We start from the raw sequence: 18,749 nt of genomic DNA on the forward strand, positions 1-18,749 counted from the left end.
TCCTCACCGTTCGTTGTGGTCGCTGGTGCCGCGTGCGGCGTCTTCGAGTTCGCGCAGGACGTGTTCCTCCACCAGGTCCGCCAGGGCGGCGACCGTGCGGGCGGTCAGCACGTCCCGGGGGGTGAGCTCCACGCCGAAGGTCTCGTTGACCCGGGAGGCGATGCGCAGGCTGCGCAGCGAGTCGCCGCCGAGGGCGAAGAAGTCGTCCTCGGCGCCCACGGCCGTCTCCAGGACCTCGGACCAGACGTCCGCGAGGAACTGCTCGGTGGGGGTGCGCGGGGCGACCTGCGCCGCGGGCTCGTGCGGGTCGGGCCCGGGGGCGGGCAGGGCCGCGCGGTCGGTCTTGCCGTTCTCGGTGAGCGGGAAGCGCTCCAGGACGACGAAGGCCGAGGGGACCATGTGGCCGGGCAGTGTCCGGGCCGCGAACGTGCGCAGCTCCGCGCCCGCCGGGATCTCGGCGTCCGGTGCGGCGAGCAGGTGGGCCACCAGGCGCGGCGTGCCGGGCTCGTCCTCCCGTACGGCCACCACCGCGTCCCGGACGGCCGGATGGGCCGCCAGGGCGGCCTCGACCTCTCCTGCCTCGATCCGGTGCCCGCGCAGCTTCATCTGGTGGTCGGTGCGGCCGAGGTAGTGCAGTTCGCCGCGGGCGTCGCGGCGGACCAGGTCGCCGGTGCGGTACATCCGCCCGCCCGGTGCGCCGTACGGGTCGGCGAGGAACCGGGTGGCGGTCAGGCCGGGACGGTGGAGGTAGCCGCGGGCCAGCGAGGGCCCGCTGATCCACAGTTCGCCGGGGACGCCGTCGGCGACCGGCCGCAGCCGCCCGTCGAGCACGTAGCTGCGGCTGCCCGCGCGGGGGCGCCCGATGGGGGGCGCGGCGCCGTCGGGTGCCAACGGTTCCGACCAGGTGGCGACGACCGTGGTCTCGGTGGGCCCGTAGGAGTTGATCATTCGGTGGTGCGGGGCCCAGCGGGCGACCAGGTCGGCGCCGCAGGCGTCCGCGCCGACGATGAGGGTGCGCAGGTCCGGCAGGGTTCCCGCGGTGGCGGGCGGCACCGTGGCGAGCGCGGCGGGCGGTAGCAGGGTGTGGGTGATGCGTTCCGTGCGCAGCACCTCGGCCAGTTGCGCGCCGAGCAGCGGTCCGGGCGGCGGCACCACGAGGGCGGCGCCGGCCGGCAGGGCCATGCACAGCTCCAGTACGGAGGCGTCGAAGCTGGGGGTGGCGAAGGCCAGCACCCGGTCGCCCTGCCGTACCTGGTAGTGGTCGGCCTCGGCGGCGGCGAAGGCGGCCAGGCCGCGGTGGGTGACGACGACGCCCTTGGGGGTGCCGGTGGAGCCGGAGGTGTAGATCACGTAGGCCGGGTCGTCGAGGTCGAGCGGGCGCACGCGGTCCCGGTCGGTGGGCCGGGGGGCCGGTGCGGCGTCGTCCCCGGCGGCCAGGAGGTCGTGGACCTCGGCGGCCTCCAGGGTGACGGCCGGTGCGGCGTCACGCAGCATCAGCGCGATCCGCTCGGCCGGGTACCCGGGGTCCACCGGCAGGTAGGCGGCGCCCGTCTTGGCGGTGGCGAGCTGGGCGACGACCATGTCGGCCGATCTCGGCAGGACCAGGGCGACGAGGTCGCCGGGGCCGGTCCCGCGGGTGAGGAGGTGGTGCGCGAGACGGTTGGCCCGCGCCTCCAACTGCGCGAAGGAGAGCCGGAGATCGGGTGCGGTCACCGCGGGTGCGTCGGGCCACCGGTCGACCGCCGCCTCGACGAGCGCGGCGAGGGTGGCGGCCGGGACCGGGTCACCGGCCGTCGGGGCATCAAGCCGGCCCGCGGCCCGCCCGGTCAGCCGCTCGCGCTCGTCCGGCGGCAGGATGTCGATCCCGTCGACGGTCGTCGCGCCGCCGGGTTCCGCCAGGGCGCCCAGGGTGTGCACCAGCTGGGCGGCCAGGGACCGGGCGGTGGACTCCTCGAAGTACCGCGGGTCGTAGCCGAGTTCGACGCTCAGGCGGATGTCGGGCGAGATCACCACGGTGAGCGGGTAGTTGGTGGCCTCCAGGGCGTGCAGATCACGGACGCTCAGCCCGTGCGCGGTGGCCGCGGTGTCGTTGATCGGGTAGTTCTCGAAGACCACCAGGCTCTCGAAGAGCGGTGTTCCGGCGGGCAGTTCGCTCCAGCCCCGCAGGTCGGACAGCGGGACGTGATCAAAGCCGCGGGCATCGGCCTGTGCGGACTGCAGAGCGCCCAGCCAGTCGGCCGGGGCCGCGCCGCCGTCCACGTCGCACCGCACCGGCAGGGTGTTGATGAACAGGCCGGTGATGGCGTCGGCGCCGGGCAGGTCGGCGGGCCGGCCGGAGACCGTCGTGCCGAAGCACACCTCGCGCTCCCCGCTCCAGCGCGCCAGCAGCAGGCCCCAGACCCCCTGGACGACGGTGTTGAGGGTGAGGTGGTGGCGCCGGGCGAAGTCCTGGAGCGCGGCGCTCTCCCGCTCTCCCAGCCGCTCGGAGAGCCAGGTGCCGGCGCGGGTGGGGGCGCCGGGTGCCGGGCGGCGGTCGTAGGGCAGCGGGGTGGGTGCGGTCAGGCCCGCGAGCGCCGTGCGCCAGTGCTGTTCGGCGGGGGCGGTGTCGTGGGCGGCGAGCCAGGCGGCGTAGTCGGCGAACGGCCTGCGCTCGGGCAGGTCCGGGGCGGTGCCCCCGGCGAGCGCCGCATGGCAGGAAAAGACGTCCGAGAGGACCTGGAAGACGCTCCAGCCGTCGAGCAGCACATGGTGGAAGGTCCACACCACCCGTACCTCGGCCGGGGAGAGCCGGATGAGGGTCAGCCGCAGCAGCGGCGCCCGGTCGAGGGCGAGCCCGCGGTCCCGGTCCTCGGCGAGCAGCCGCGCCAGTGCCTCGTCGCGCCGCTCCTGTGTCAGCGCGCTCCAGTCGAGCTGGGTGACGGGCAGGGTGACGGAGCGGTGGACGGTCTGCAGGGGCACCGGCACCTCGTGCAGGACCACCGCGCTGCGCAGCACGGGGGTGCGGTCGACGACCTGCTGCCAGGCCGCGGCCAGCAGCCGGGAGTCGGTGACGCCGTCCAGGACGAAGGTGGCTTGTTCGACGTAGAGCCCCTGGTCGGGTTCGTCGAGCCCGTGGAAGACCATGCCGGTCTGGGTGGGGGTCAGCGGGTAGACGTCCGTGACGTCCCGGCCGTCGCCGACGAGCCGGTCGACGGTCTCCTGGTCGAGGCGGACCAGCGGGAAGTCGGAGGGCGTGCGCCCGCCGGCGGCCGGCTCCGCGCAGTGCCGCACGATCTCCCGCAGCTCGGCGGCCATCTCCTCGGCCAGGCCGGCCACGGTGGACCGCAGGTGCAGGTTCTTCGAGTACGACCAGGTGAACTCCAGCCGCTTGTCCGCCACCATGCCGACGATGTCGATCAGATGCGGCCGCTCGGCCGCCCGGTCCATGTCGCCCTCCAGCGCGCCGTACGGTGCGTGCAGCAGGCCGTCGCCACCGGACGCGCTCCAGTCCTGCTGGCCGAGGTAGTTGAAGGCGATCTGCGGATCGGCCGGCAGCCCCGGGGCCTGTGGGGTACGCAGCCGGCGCAGCGCGCCGTGTCCCAGGCCGTGTCCCGGCAGCGCCCGCAGGCCCTCCTTGGCGGACTTCAGCGCCGTGGCGAGGTCCGCGTGCGGCGGGAGGTCCAGTGCGACCGGGAACATGGTGGTGAACCAGCCGACGGTGCGGGAGAGGTCGATGTCGTCGAAGATCTCCTCGCGGCCGTGGCCCTCCAGCCCGATCCGTACCCGGTCGTGCCCGGTCCAGCGGGCGAGTACCCGGCCCAGGGCGCACAGCAGGACGTCGTTGATCCGGGTCCGGTAGACGTCCGGGACGTCCTGGAGCAGCCGGCGCGTCTCCTCGGCCTCCAGGCGGACGGTCACGGTGTCCTCGGAGTCCGCACGGTTGCGGCCCGTGCGGTCGGTGGGCAGCTCCGTCAGGCCGTCCGCGGCGCTCCAGTGGGCCAGTTCGCCGTCGAAGCCGCCGGCCGCGGTGTGGTCGTGCAGCCGCTGCGCCCAGGCCCGGAACGAGGTGGTCTTGGGGCCGAGCGCGGCCCGTTCCCCGGCGCGCACCCGGCCGTAGGCGGTGTCGAGGTCTTCCAGGATGATGCGCCAGGACACCGCGTCGACGACCAGGTGGTGGGCCGCCAGCAGCAGGACCGGGCGGTCCTGGTCGCCGAGGTGGCACAGCACGGTCTTCAGCAGTGGCCCGGTCGCGAGGTCGAAGCCCGCGCACAGGTCCGCCGTCAGCCTGCGCAGCTCCGCGGCACGGTCCCGCGGCTCCAGGTGGGCGAGGTCGTGGACCTCCAGGGCGGGGGCCGCACCGGGCGCCGCGGTGTACTGGCGCCGGTGTCCGCCGCCGGTGATCTCGTACACCGTCCGCAGGGCGTCGTGGTGCTCCAGCACCGCGGCCAGGGCGGCGCGCAGCGCGCCCTCGTCGACCTCGGCGGCCAGCTGGAAGGAGAGCGACTGGGTGAAGTGCCCGGGGCTGTCCGGGACGCTGTCGAACAGCCAGTGCTGGACGGGGGTGAGCGGCACCTCGCCCACCACCGGGCCCTGTTCGGCGGTGGACGCGGTGGCCGGCAGCTGCGCCGCGGCCGCGGCCAGGGCGGCGACGGTCTGGTGGACGAACAGATGGCGCGGGGTCAGTGCGAGGCCGGCGCGGCGGGCCGCGGAGACGATCTGGATGCTGAGGATCGAGTCCCCGCCGAGCGCGAAGTAGTTGTCCTCGGCGCCCACCCGGTCCACGCCCAGCACCTCGGCCCAGATGCCGGCGAGCGTCCGCTCGGTGTCCGTGCGCGGCGGGACGTAACCGGCGGCCGGGGCGGCCCAGTCGGGCGCCGGCAGGGCACGCCGGTCGAGTTTGCCGGTGGCTCCCAGCGGCAGCCGTTCCAGGGGCACGACGACCGCGGGGACCAGGTGGTCGGGCAGGCTCCGGGCCAGGAAGGCACGCACCGCGGCGGGATCGGCGTCCGCCGTGCCCCGGGTGACCACATACCCCACCAGGCGCTTGTGGCCGTCGGTCTCGACGACCCGGGCGGCGGCCTCGGCCACCTCGGGGTGCCGGGCCAGCGCGGCCTCGACCTCGCCGAGTTCGATGCGGAAGCCGCGCACCTTGACCTGGTCGTCGCCGCGGCCCAGGTACTCCAGCTGCCCGTCGGCGTCCCAGCGCACGAGGTCGCCGGTGCGGTACATCCGCTCGCCGGCCGGGCCGTACGGGTCGGCCAGGAAGCGCCGGGCGGTCAGTCCGGGCCGCGCGAAGTAGCCGCGGGCCACGCCGGTCCCGGCGAGGTAGAGCTCGCCGGGTACGCCGACGGGGACCGGCCGCAGGTGCGGATCGAGGACATAGGCGCGGGCGCCGGCGACCGGGCTGCCGATCGGCGGCGTGCGGTCGGGGTCGGCCGGGTCGCAGTGCCAGGCGGTGGCGTAGACGGTGGCCTCGGTGGGGCCGTAGATGTTCGCGACCCGGCAGCCGGGGACGGCGGCGCGGACCTCCCGTACGGTACGGGCCGCCAGCCCCTCGCCGGCCAGCACCACGGTGTCCGCGGTGACGTGCACGGTGTCCTCGGCGAGCAGCTGGCCGAGGGCGGAGGGGACGGCGCTGAGCAGACTCGCGGTCCAGGGCTCGGAGCGTTCGGCGAGGGCCAGCAGATCGCTCACGATCTCGACGCAGCCGCCGGACAGCAGCGGGCTGAAGATCTCGAAGACCGACACATCGAAGTTGAGCGAGGTGGATGCCACGACGTGGGACAGGCCCCGGCCGCCGAACTCGCCGGCCGCCCAGTCGGCCAGCGCGACGACCGACCCGTGGGTGGCCACCACGCCCTTGGGCAGGCCGGTGGAGCCCGAGGTGTGGATGACGTAGGCGGGGTGGGCGGGCAGCAGCGCACCGGTCCGCTCGTCGTCGCCGGGGTCGGCGGCGGACAGCCCGGCGAGCCGGTCCGCGGTCGCGGGGTCGTCGAGCGCGATCCGGGTGGCGGGCCCCTCGGGCAGCCGGCCGGCCAGGGCGGCGGTGGTGAGCACGATGTCCGGTCCGATGTCGTCGAACAGGAAGGAGACGCGCTCGGAGGGGTACTTGGGGTCGACCGGGAGGTAGCCGGCGCCGCTCTTGAGCACGGCCAGCAGGGCCACGATCAGGTCGGCCGTGCGCGGCAGCGCGAGGGCGACGAACCGCTCGGGGCCCGCGCCCGAGGCGATCAGCAGCCGGGCCAGCCGGTTGGCGCGTGCGTTCAGCTCCCGGTAGGTGAGCCGGTCGTCGCCGGACAGTACGGCGGTGGCCTGCGGGGTGCGGTCCGCCTGCTCCTCGAAGACGCGAGGCAGGACGCGCCGCGGCTGTGCGACGGCCGTTCCGCCGAACTCCCGCAGGATGCGCCCGCGTTCGTCCGCGGTGAGCAACGGCAGGTCACCCAGGCGGCGGTCCGGGCCGGCCGCCATCTCCGTCAGCAGGACCCGCAGGCAGGTGCCCAGCCGCTCGACGGTCGCCGCGTCGAAGGCGGCCGGGTCGTAGTCCAGGGCCACGGTGAGGCGTTCACCGGGGGCGACGACCACGCTGAGCGGGTAGTTGGTCGGCTCCAGGTCCCGTTCCTGCTGGATGCCCAGGCCGTGCCGGGCGAGGGCGTCGCTGTCGAAGGGGTAGTTCTCGAAGACCACGATGCTGTCGAACAGGCCGGTTCCGCGCGGGACTTCGCTCCAGGCCTGGAGGTCGGCCAGGGAGACGAAGTCGTAGCGCCGCGCCTCCGACTGGGCGGTCTGCAGGTCGCGCAGCCAGTCCAGCAGCGCGCGGCGCCCGTCGACCCGGACCCGGGTGGGGAGGGTGTTGATGAACAGGCCGACCATGGACTCCACCCCGGGCAGCGCGGCGGGCCGGCCGGAGACGGTGGTGCCGAAGACCACGTCGTCGCTGTTGCTGTAGCGGGACAGCAGCAGGCCCCAGGCGCCCTGCAGCACGGTGTTCATGGTGAGGCCGGCGCGCTGCGCGGTCTCCCGCAGACGGGCGGAGTCCGCCTCGTCCAGGGTGACGTGGACCGAGCCCGACGACGAGGCGCGATGGGCCTCCAGGGGCCTCCGGTCCCGCGGGAGTTCGGTCGGCGAGGTGAAGCCGGCCAGCGCGGTGCGCCAGTGCCGCTCGGCCTGGGTGCCGTCCTGCTCCGCCAGCCAGCGCAGATAGCTGCCGAACGGCGGGCGGGAGGGGACCTCGGGGCGGCGGCCCGCGGTGAGCGCCGCGTACCGTTCGCAGATCTCGTCGAAGACCTGGGCCGCGCTCCAGCCGTCGAGCAGGACGTGGTGGAACGTCCACACCAGCCGGACCCGGTCGTCGGACAGCTTGATCAGGGCCAGCCGCATCAGCGGGGCGGCGGCGAGGTCGAGACCGGCCGCCCGGTCCTCGGCCAGCAGGGTGGTCAGCGCGTGCTCGCTCGCCTCGGGGCTCCACCCGGACCAGTCGTGGTGGGTGACGGGCACCGTGGCCCGCGTCTGGACGACCTGGAGCGGTTCGGCGGTCTCCGCCCACACCAGGCGGGTGCGCAGCATCGGGTTGGCGTCGGCCGTCTGCTGCCAGGCCGTGGCGAGCGCGGCCGGGTCGGTGACGCCGGAGAGCACCAGCTGGACCTGGTTGAAGTAGGTGTGGGAGTCGGGGTCCATCAGGCTGTGGAAGAGCATGCCCGCCTGCATGGGTGTCAGCGGGTAGATGTCCTCCACCGCGCGGCCGTCCGCCGCGACCCGGTCCACGGCCGCCTGGTCGAGGCGGGCGAGCGGGTAGTCGGAGGGGGTGCGGCCGCCGGCGTCCGGGCCCGCGCAGTGGGCGACGATGTCCTCCAGCGCCGTGAGCATGCCCGCGGCCAGCGCCGTCACCGTCTCCGCACGGTGCACTTCGCCGCTGTAGTACCAGGTGAGTTCGAGGCACCGGTCCTCGACCCGGCCCACCACGTCCAGCAGGTGCGGCCGGACGGTCCCGGGCGCGGCGGCGCCGTCCAGTCCGCCGTGTACGGCGCGGATCAGCCCGCCGTCGCCGGACCAGTCGAAGCGGCCGAGGTAGTTGAAGCTGATCAGCGGCTGCGGGGCGCCGCTGAGTTCAGCGGCTCCGGCGAGGTGCCGCAGCGCCCCGTGACCGAGACCCCGGCCGGGCACCGCGCGCAACTGCTCCTTGACGGACTTCAGTGCCGCGGCCCAGTCGCCGTCCGGGACGTCCAGGGCGACGGGGAACAGGGAGGTGAACCAGCCGACCGTGCGGGACAGATCGACGCCCTCGAAGAGGTGGTCCTCGCGGCCGTGTCCCTCCAGGCCGATGGCGACGGTGCGCTCGCCGGTCCAGTCGGCCAGCACCCGGCCGAGCGCGGTGAGCAGCACGTCGTTGATCTGGGTGCGGTAGACGCCGGGCACTTTCTGCAGCAGGTCGCCGGTGCGCTGCCGGTCCAGCCGGACGGTGACCGAGCGCAGGTCGGCGATGGTGTTGGTCCCGTCGGCGTCGACGGGCAGGGGGGCCGCGCAGTGCGGGGCCACCGCGCTCCAGTGTGCCCGCTCGCCGTCGAAGCCGCCGGCCTCGGTGTGCTCGTGCAGCCGACGGGCCCATTCCTGTACGGAGGTGGCCCGGGCGGGCGGGGCCACCGGGTCACCGTTGCGGGCCTGCCGGTAGGTGCTCTCCAGGTCCTCCAGCAGCACCCGCCAGGAGACGCCGTCGACCACCAGGTGGTGGACGGTCAGGAACAGCCGCGGCGGCAGGTCCCGGGCGCCGGTGAACAGGCGGGCGGCGAGCAGGGGGCCGGTGTCCAGCCGGAAGCCGGCGTGCGCCTCGGCCATGGCGGCCTCGACCGCGGCCGCGCACTCCGTCTCGTCCTTTCCGGCCAGGTCGTGTACCTGCAGCAACTGCGGTGCGTCGGCGTCCGGCGCCGGGCAGTGCTGGTGCCAGGTGCTGTCCGCCCGCTGCGTGAAGCGGGACCGCAGGGCGTCGTGGTGGGCCCACAGGGCGTGCAGCGCCTCGTGGAGCGCCCGCGGGTCGGGCTCCTCGGCCAGTTCGATGACGAGGGACTGGTTGAAGTACCCGGGGGGCTCCGGCCGGGCGTCGAGGAACCAGTGCTGGATCGGGGTGAGGGCGACGTCCCCCTCCACCGGGCCGGTGCCGCTGAGGGGTGCGGCGGCGCCGGTGGCGGCGGCCAGGGCGGCGACGGTGGGGTGGCGGAACAGGTCCCGCGGGGTCAGGGTCAGGCCCGCCCGGCGGGCGCGGGAGACGACCTGGATGCTGAGGATCGAATCGCCGCCCAGCATGAAGAAGTTGTCCTCGACGCCCACCCGGTCGAGGCCCAGCAGGGTGCACCAGATCTCCGCGAGGATCCGCTCGGCCTCGGTGCGCGGCGCGCGGTGCTCGCCGGCGGTGGCGGCCGACCGGTCGGGGGCGGGCAGCCGGCGCCGGTCCACCTTTCCGTTGCCGGTCAGCGGCAGGGCGTCCAGGGTCACGAACGCGGCGGGGACCATGTAGTCGGGCAGCTCGGCGGCGAGGTGGGCGCGCAGCTCCTGCGCCTGCGGCACCGTCGCCTCCGGGGCGGGGACGAGGTAGGCGACCAGCCGCTTGCGGCCGCCGTCCTCGGGGACGGTCACCACCGCTTCGGCGACGGCGGCATGGCGGGTGAGCTGGGCCTCGATCTCGGCCGGTTCGACGCGGAAGCCGCGGATCTTGATCTGGTCGTCGGCGCGCCCCACGAAGTGGAGTTCGCCGTCGGCGCTCCAGCGCACGATGTCGCCGGTGCGGTACATCCGGGTCCCGGGCGGGCCGAACGGGTCGGCCAGGTACCGTTCGGCGGTCGCACCGGGGCGGCCGGCGTAGCCGCGGGCGAGCCCGGCGCCGGCGACGTACAGCTCCCCCGGGATGCCCGGCGGCTGGGGCTGCAGCGCGTCGTCCAGGACGTAGACGCGGGTGTTGTCCAGCGGGCGTCCGATGGGCAGGGCGGCGGGCAGCGGGTCGCCGGGGCGGAAGGCGCGGCGGGTCGCGAAGGTGGTGGTCTCGGTGGGGCCGTAGCCGTCGACCACGGTCAGGTCCGGGCAGGCGTCGAGGACGCGGCGTACCGCGGCGCCCGGCACGGCCTCGCCGCCGGTCCACACCTCCCGGGCACCGCGCAGGCACCCGGGGTCCTCCTGGGACAGCAGGCGGAACAGCCCGGCGGTCAGCCACAGGCAGGTGACGCCCTGTTCACGGATCGCCCGGGACACCGTGGTGGCGTCCACGTCGGCCGGCGGGGCGAGGACGGCCCGGCCGCCGCGCAGCAGGGGCACCCACAGTTCGTAGGTGGCCGCGTCGAAGGCCTGCGGGGAGTGCACCAGGACCCCGTCGTGTCCGTCGAAGGCGCGGTCGAAGGCGAGCGCCACGACGTCCCGGTGGCGCACCGCGACGCCCTTGGGGCGGCCGGTGGAGCCGGAGGTGAACATCAGGTAGAGCGCGTTGTCGGGGTGGAGAGCGGGCAGGGGCGTGCCCTCCTCCGGGGCGGCGGTGCCGGCCGGTGCGGCCTCGTCCGTCACCAGCAGGGTGCGCCCGCCGGGTGCCGCCTCGCGGGCGGCCTCCTGCCAGGCGGCGTCGGTGAGCACCAGCTCCGCCGTGGTCTCCGCCAGCACCTGCCGCAGCCGCTCCCGTGGCGCGCGGCCGTCCAGCGGGACGTACACCCCGCCCGCCTTGACCAGGGCCAGCTGGGCGATGACCAGGGCGGCCGACCGGTCCATGAGGACCCCGACCGGGGACTCCGGGCGTACGCCGAGCCCGGTCAGCCGGCGGGCCAACGCGTCGGCACGGGCGTCGAGTTCGCGGTAGGTGAGCCGGGTGTCCCCGGCGTCCAGCGCCATGACGTCGGGGGTGCGCCGGGCCTGGGCGGCGAACAGTTCGGCGACCGTGCCCTCGGGCAGCGGGGCGGCGGTGGCGTTCCACTCCTCGACGACCTGGCGGCGGTGTGCCGCGCCGAGCACCGGCAGCCGCGCGGGCGGGCCCCCGGCGTCCGCGGCCAGCCCCTCCAGCAGCACGGTGAGGTACTCCCCCATCCGCTCCACGGTGGCCGCGTCGAACAGCTCCGGGTCGTAGCCGAGCCGCAGGGCCAGCTCCTGGCCCGGGTAGGCGACCAGGCTCAGCGGGTAGTTGGTGGTCTCGATGCCGTCGAGGCCGGTCAGCCGCAGTCCGTGCGCGGCGGCGAGGTCGCCGCCGACCGGGTAGTTCTCGAAGACCACGATGCTGTCGAAGAGCGGGGCCCGCTCGGGCAGGTCGCAGAACGCCTTCAGCCGGGCGAGCGGGACGAAGTCGAAGCGCCGGTCCTCGGTCTGGATCTCCTGCACCCGGCGCAGCCAGGCCGTCAGGGTGCCGTCGGCGGGGACCGTCAGCCGGGTCGGTACGGTCGCAATGAACAGGCCGTTCATCGCCTCGACGCCGGGCAGCTCCGGCGGCCGTCCGGACACCGTGGTGCCGAAGACGACCTCCCGGCGCCCCGTCTGACGGGCCAGCAGCAGCGCCCAGGCACCCTGGACCAGCGTGTTCATGGTCAGGCCTGCGTCCTTGGCCAGGTGGTCCAGGCAGCGGGTGGTGGCGGCGGACAGGGAGAGCCGTACCGCCGCGGTGGACTCCGCGCGGTGGGCCTCGCGGGGCTCGCGGTCGTAGGGCAGGGCGGTGGGCTCGCTCCAACCGTCGAGCCGGGTCTGCCAGTGCCGTTCGGCTTCCGCCCAGTCACGCTCCCGCAGCCAGGCCACGTAGTCGCGGAACGGGCGGCGGCTGGGCAGGCCCGCCTCCGCGGGGGCGGTGCCGTCCGCCGCGGCGCCGCGCAGCGCGGCGTGGCACCGAAAGACGTCGGACAGCACCTGGAACAGGCTCCAGCCGTCGAGCACCAGGTGGTGGAAGGACCACACCACCTGCACCTCGGTGTCGGAGAGCCGGGCCAGGGCCAGGCGCAGCAGCGGGGCGGAGCCGAGGTCGATGCCGCGCCGCCGGTCGCGGTCGAGGAGTTCGCGCAGTGCGGCCCGGCGCTCGTCGTCCGGCAGGTCCCGCCAGTCCAGCTGCGTGACCGGCACGGTGACGCCGCGCTCCACCACCAGCAGCGGTTCGGGCACGTCCTGCCAGACGACGCGTCCGCGCAGCACCGGGGTGCGGTCCGTGACCTGCTGCCAGGCCGCGGCGAGGGCCTGCGGGTCGGGCACGCCGTCCAGGACGAAGGTGAGCTGCTGGAAGTAGACGCTCTGGTCGTCCTGGGAGAGCCGGTGGAAGAGCATGCCGGCCTGGGTGGGGGTGAGCGGGTGGATGTCCTCGACGGTGCTGCCGTCGCCCACCAGCCGGTCCACGGTGGGCTGGTCGAGCGCGGCCAGCGGGAAGTCGGAGGGGGTGCGGCCGCCGGCTCCGGGCCGGGCGGCGTCCCGGGCGATGTCACCCAGCGCCCGGACGAAGTCTCCGGCGAGGCGGGCGACGGTCTCCTCGTGGTGGAGGTGCGCCGAGTAGAACCAGGTGAACTCCAGCGCGTCGCCGTCCAGCCGGCCGACGACCTCCAGGGCGTGCGGGCGCGGTGCGGCGGGGTCGGCGTCCAGCGCCAGTTCGCGGTACGGGCCGCGGTAGAGGCTGCCGTCACCGCCCGGCGTGCCGAACTGGCCGAGGTAGTTGAAGCTGATGTCCGCGGTCGGGGTGCCGGGCAGGCCCTCCGGCCGGATCAGGTGCCGCTGGACGCCGTAGCCGAGGCCGCGGCCGGGCACGGCGCGCAGCTGCTCCTTGACCGACTTCAGCACGGTGCACCGGTCGGCGTCCGGCGCCACGGTGAGGGCGACCGGGTAGCGGGTGGTGAACCAGCCGACGGTACGGCTCAGGTCCACATCGGGGAACAGCTCCTCCCGGCCGTGGCCCTCCAGGTCGACCGGGACCCGGTCGCGTCCGGTCCACTCGTGCAGTACCCGGCCCAGCGCGCTCAGCAGCACATCGTTGACCTGGGTGCGGAAGGCCCCGGGCAGGGTGTGCAGCACGGCGGAGGTGTCCGCCGGGGTGAGGCGCACGGTCACCGAGCGGGCCGACGCATAGGTGTTGGCGCCGGCGAGGTCGGCCGGCAGCGCCGGGTCACAGCCGCGGGCGAGCGCCGTCCAGTAGGCCGTCTCGTCCTGGAAGCCGCCGGCTTCGGCGTGCCCGGTCAGCCGCTTCGCCCAGTGGCGCAGCGGGGAGGACTTCGGCGGCAGCTCGGCGTCCGCTCCCGCGCGCCGTGCACGGTAGGCCCGGTCCAGGTCCTCCAGCAGCAGCCGCCAGGAGACGCCGTCGACCACCAGGTGGTGGACGGCCAGGTGCAGGACCGGAGGCACAGTGGTGCCCCGGTCGTGGAGCACGGCGCGCAACAGGGGGCCGCGGCTCAGGTCGAACGGCCCGTGGTGCGGGGCGTCGTCGTCGGGGCCGGTGTGGCGCTGCAGCGCGAACCCGGGTGCGTCGCGGTCGATGTGCTGGCGCCACCGGCCGTCGCCGTCCCGCACGAAGCGCGAGCGCAGGGCGTCGTGGTGGGCGACCACGTCGTGCAGAGCGGCCTCCAGCGCCGTGGCGTCGAGGCCGTCGGCCAGCTCGACGGACATCGTCTGGGCGAAGTGGCCGGCCCGCCCGGGGTCGCTCTCGAACAGCCACTGCTGGATGGGCGTCAGCGGCGCCGGGCCGGTGGCCTCCGCCTCGGGGGCAGGTCCCGGGGCCGGCTGCCCGGCGGCGTCCACGCACTGTGCGAGCGCGGCGACGGTCTGGTGCCGGTACACGTCACGCGAGGTGACGGCCAGGCCCGCCTGCCGTGCCTGGGCGACGACCTGGATGCTGAGGATCGAATCGCCGCCCAGCGAGAAGAAGTTGTCGTCGACGCCGACGCGCTCGACGCGCAGCACGTCGGCCCACACGGTGGCGAGCGCCCGTTCGGTGGCGGTGCGCGGCGCGGTGTAGTCCGCCGTTCCGGCAGTGGTCCAGTCCGGGTCGGGGAGGCGGCCGCGGTCCAGTTTGCCGTTGGGGTTGAGCGGCATCGCGTCCAGGACGACGACCGTGGCGGGCACCATGTAGTCGGGCACGCTGCGGCCGAGCAGCCGGCGTATCGCGCTCGGGGCGAGCTCCGCCCCGGGCGCCGGGACGACATAGCCGATCAGCCGCTTGTGGCCGCCGCTCTCCCGGGTGGCGGCGGCCGCCTGGGCCACCCCCGCGCAGCGCAGCAGCGCCTCCTCGACCTCGCCCAGCTCGATACGGAAGCCCCGCACCTTGACCTGCTGGTCGGCCCGGCCCAGGTACTCCAGTTCACCGTCGGTGGTCCAGCGAACCAGGTCGCCGGTGCGGTACATCCGGCTGCCGGGGGCGGCGAAGGGGTCGGCGAGGAACCGGGTGGCGGTCAGGCCGGGACGCCTGAGGTACCCCCGGGCCAGGCTCCTTCCGCCGAGGTACAACTCGCCTGTCACGCCCGGGGGTTGCGGGCGCAGCATGCTGTCCAGGACGTAGCAGCGGGTCCGGGCGACGGGCCGGCCGATGGGCGGGGCCTGCTCCGGGGTGTCGTCGTCGGCGAACCACGCCGTGGCGTACACGGTGGCCTCGGTCGGGCCGTAGATGTTGGCGACCTGGGAGGACGGCATCGTCTCCCGGATCTCCCGTACGGTCTGCGCGGGCAGCGCCTCGCCCGCCAGGACCACCGTGTCGGCCGTGACGGTGCCGGTGTCCCGGGTGAGCAGCCGGGAGATCACCGACGGCACCCCGCTGAGCAGACCCGCCTGCCGCGGCGCGGTGCCCGGCCGGTCGGCGAGGGCCGGGAGGTCGGCCACCACTTCGATGCTGCCGCCGGACAGCAGGGGGCAGAGCAGTTCGAAGACGGAGACGTCGAAATTGAGCGAGGTGGAGGCCACCACATGCGTCAGCCGCTCCGGGCCGAACTGCGCTCCCGCCCAGGCCGCCAGGTCCGCCACGCTGCGATGGGTGACCACGACACCCTTGGGACGGCCCGTCGAGCCGGACGTGTAGATGACGTACGCGGGGTGGCCGGGGTCCAGCGGCCGGACCCGTTCGGCATCGGTGAGGTCGTCCTCCGTGTGCCCGGCCCACTCGGCCGCGGTCTCCGGGTCGTCCAGGATCAGCCGCTCGACGCCGCCGGGCAGCGCGCCGGCCGTGTCCCGGGTGGTCAGCACGAGAGCCGGCGCGGCGTCGGTGAGCATGAAGCGGATGCGCTCGGCCGGATATCCGGGGTCCACCGGCAGATAGCCGGCGCCCGCCTTGAGCACCGCCCACAGGACGGGGACCAGGTCGGCCGAGCGCGGCAGCGCCAGCGCCACCAGGGTCTCGGGTCCCGCCCCACGGCGAGCCAGCAGCCGGGCCAGGCGGTTGGCGCGCCGGTTCACCTCGTCGTAGGTGAGCCGGGTGTCCCCGCAGACCACGGCGGTCCGGCCGGGGGTGCGCAGGGTCTGCGCCTCCAGGAGCTCGGGCAGGGTGGTGTCCGGGCCCTCCTGCTGCGGGGCGTTCCAGGCGTCGAGCATGGTGCGCCGCTCGTCGTCGGTCAGCAGCGGCAGTTCGGCGACGGTCCGCTGCGGTCCGTCCGCCATCGCATCCAGCAGGAGGTGCAGCTGTCGGCTCATCCGGGCCACGGTGCGGGCGTCGAACAGGTCGGTGTTGTACTCGACGGTCAGCCCGAAGGACCCGTCGCTGCGCGGCAGGAACTCCAGCACCAGGTCGAACCGTGCGGACGGGCGCGGCAGCGGATGCTCCTCGATCCGTACGCCGCCGGCTTCCTGCGGGTGCACCATGGCGGTCTGCTGGACGACCAGGACCTGCACCAGCGGGGTGCGGCTGGGGTCGCGCGGCGGGGCCAGCTCCTCGACGACCCGGTCGAACGGGACGCCGTCGTGGCTGAAGGCGTCCAGCAGCGTCGCCCGCACGGTGTCCAGGAAGTGGTCGACGGTGGCGGCGGGGTCGACGTCGCTGCGCAGCACCAGGGTGTTGACGAAGAAGCCGGTGACCTCCTCCAGTTCGCGGTGGGTGCGCCCGTTGGTGACGGTGCCGAACACGATGTCGCGCTGGCCCGTGTAGCGGGAGAACAGCACCGAGGCCGCCCCGGCGAACAGGGTGAAGAGCGTCGTGCCCTTGGACCGGGCGAGTGCGCCGAGGCGTTCGGCCAGGCCGGCCGGCAGGTCGTGGCGGTGTGCCGCGCCGGCCGTGGTGCGCACCGGCGGCCGGGGCCGGTCCGTGGGCAGGTCCAGCTGCGGCAGACCGGTGAGGTGCCGCCGCCAGTACGCGAGGCCGGTGGCGTGCCGGTCCGGGGCGGGGTGCGCGCGCTCCCACACGGCGAAGTCGGGGTACTGCAGGACCGGCTCCGCCAGGCCGTCCGGGCTGCCGTCCGCCTCGGCGGCGTACAGCGCGGCCAGTTCACGGACCAGCACGCCGACCGACCAGCCGTCGGTGACGATGTGGTGCTGGGCCAGGAGCAGCAGATGTTCCTCGTCGGCGAGCCGGACCAGCAGGGCCCGGGTCAGGGGGCCCTCGCGCAGGTCGTAGGGGGTCTCCAGCTCCTCGGCGAGCAGCCGCTCGGCCGCCGCGTCCCGGCTCCCGTCGGGGACGGCGCCGAGGTCGACGGTGCGCAACGGCAGGGCGGCGTTGCCGTCGACGCGCTGTACCCCGCGCCCGTCCACCGTGGTGAAGGTGGTGCGCAGGGAGTCGTGGCGCGCGGCGAGCCGGTCCAGGGCGCGGCGCAGCGCGGCGGCGTCCAGCGGACCGCCCAGCCGCACCCCGACGCCGGTGTTGTACTCGGTGTCGCCGGCCGTCAGGTCGTCGAGGAACCACAGCCGTTGCTGGGCGCCGGACAGCGGCAGCGGACGGTCGCGCGGGGCCGGGGTGACCGGTGCCGCCGGGCCCGTGGTGTCCGGGTCGCCGAGGAGCGGCACCAGTGCGGCGATCGTCCGGGCGGTGAACAGGTCACGCACGGACAGCCGGTCGCCGAGTTCTTCCCCGATCCGGGACAGCACCCGCACGGCGAGGACGGAGTCGCCGCCGAGCTCGAAGAAGTCGTCCCCGGTACCGATGGTGTGCACCGACAGCACCTCCGACCAGATGCCGGCCAGGGTCCGTTCGGTGGGTGTCCGTGGGGCGATGTGGCCCGCTTCCGGGGCACGGGACGGTTCGGGTGCGGGGAGCGCCCGGCGGTCGATCTTGTGGTGTGCGGTCAGCGGGAACGCGTCGAGGACGACGACGGCGGAGGGCACCATATGGGCCGGCAGGCTGCGGGAGACCACGGCGCGCAACTCCGCGGGCTGCGGGGCCCGGACGGGATCGGCCGGGGTGACGTAGGCGACGAGCCGCTGCCGTCCCGGCTCGTCCTCGCGGACCATGACCACCGCTTCGCCGACGCGGGGCTGCCGGGCCAACACCGCCTCGATTTCCCCGGGTTCGATGCGGAAGCCGCGCACCTTGACCTGCCGGTCGGCCCGGCCGAGGAATTCCAGTTCACCGTCGGCGTGCCGGCGCGCCAGGTCCCCGGTGCGGTAGAGCCTGGTGCCGGGCGGTCCGTACGGGTCGGCGACGAAGCGTGCGGCGGTCAGCCCCGGGCGGCCGAGGTAGCCGCGTGCCACTCCGGCGCCGCCCACGTACAGCTCGCCGCCCACGCCCGCCGGCACCGGCCGCATCGCCGCGTCCAGCACGTGGAGCCGGGTGTGCGGCAGCGGTCTGCCGATGGACGGGGTGCCGCCGCCCACGGCCAGCGGCCCGGTCCAGGACGCGACCACCGTGGCCTCGGTGGGACCGTAGGAATTGATCAGCCGGCGCCCGGCCGCCCAGCGGTCGGCCAGCTCGGCCGGGCAGGCTTCGGCTCCCACGATCAGGGTCCGCAGGTCGGGCAGGCCGTGGTCGTCCGTCGGGGCGGGCACGGTCGCGAGCGCGGCGGGCGGGATGAGCGCGTGGGTGATGCGGTGGTCCGCCAGGACGGCCGCGAGTTCTTCACCCAGCCACGGCCCGTCGGGCGGGACGACGAGGGTCGCGCCCGCCAGCAGGGAAATACACAGCTCCAGGACGGAGGCGTCGAAGCTCGGGGAGGAGAACTGCAGGACGCGGGCGCCCGGCGCGACGTCGTACTGCGCGGCGGCCGCCGCGGCGAAGGGGCCCAGACCCGCGTGGGTCACCGTCACCCCCTTGGGAGTTCCGGTGGATCCCGAGGTGTAGATGACGTACGCGGGGTGCTCGGCGCACAGCGGCGCCGGCCGGTCGCTGTCCTGCGGCGCACGGTCGGGGCCCGTGGGGGGACGGGTCTGCGTCAGGTCGTCGATGACCGCGGCCGGCCGGGCGTCGGCCAGCATCAGGGCGCGGCGTTCGGCGGGGTAGGCCGGGTCGACCGGCAGGAAGGCACCGCCGGCCTTGGCCACGGCGAGTTCCGCGATGACGAGTTCGACCGAGCGCGGCAGTACCACCGCCACCGTCCGCTCCGGCCCCACCCCGCGTCCGATGAGGTCGTGGGCGAGGCGGTTGGCCAGCCGGTCGAGCTCGCGGTAGGACCAGGTCCGCCGCCCGTCCGTCACCGCGGGTGCGTGCGGGGTGCGGGTCACCCAGGCGGCGAACAGGTCCCCGAGCGCGGTGCCGGGACCCGGGCGGACCGGACCGGCCGAGGGGACCGGGGGAACCATCCGGTCCTGCGGCGATGCGGGCTCCGGGGCTGAATTTTCATGCTGGTCCGTCATGGAGGTGGGTCCTTCTCAGCGGGGACGGCGGTGCGGCAGGACATCGGGCGGCCCGGAAGAGCGGTCCCGGGCGGGGCGCCGGAGCGTTCGGA

The 18,749-nt window shown here is 75.1% G+C and carries 1 protein-coding gene; it reads right to left on the bottom strand.

Annotated features, from left to right (window positions below; translation table 11 throughout):
• Positions 1 to 3: 3 nt before the first annotated feature.
• Positions 4 to 18,657 carry a non-ribosomal peptide synthase/polyketide synthase gene (locus ABZ851_RS21370; RefSeq protein ID WP_361129864.1) on the bottom strand — a complete coding sequence of 6,218 codons (18,654 nt, stop codon included), beginning with the start codon at positions 18,655 to 18,657 and terminating at the stop codon, positions 4 to 6.
• Between the last annotated feature and the right edge of the window lie 92 nt (positions 18,658 to 18,749).

Origin of the sequence: Streptomyces sp. NPDC047049, assembly GCF_040643995.1 — a bacterium.
Classification (GTDB): Bacteria; Actinomycetota; Actinomycetes; order Streptomycetales; family Streptomycetaceae; genus Streptomyces; species Streptomyces mooreae.

Coding starts and splice junctions, on each gene's coding strand:
- ABZ851_RS21370 (WP_361129864.1), bottom strand. CDS start 18,657: ATGACGGACCAGCATGAAAATTCAGCCCCGGAGCCCGCATCGCCGCAG.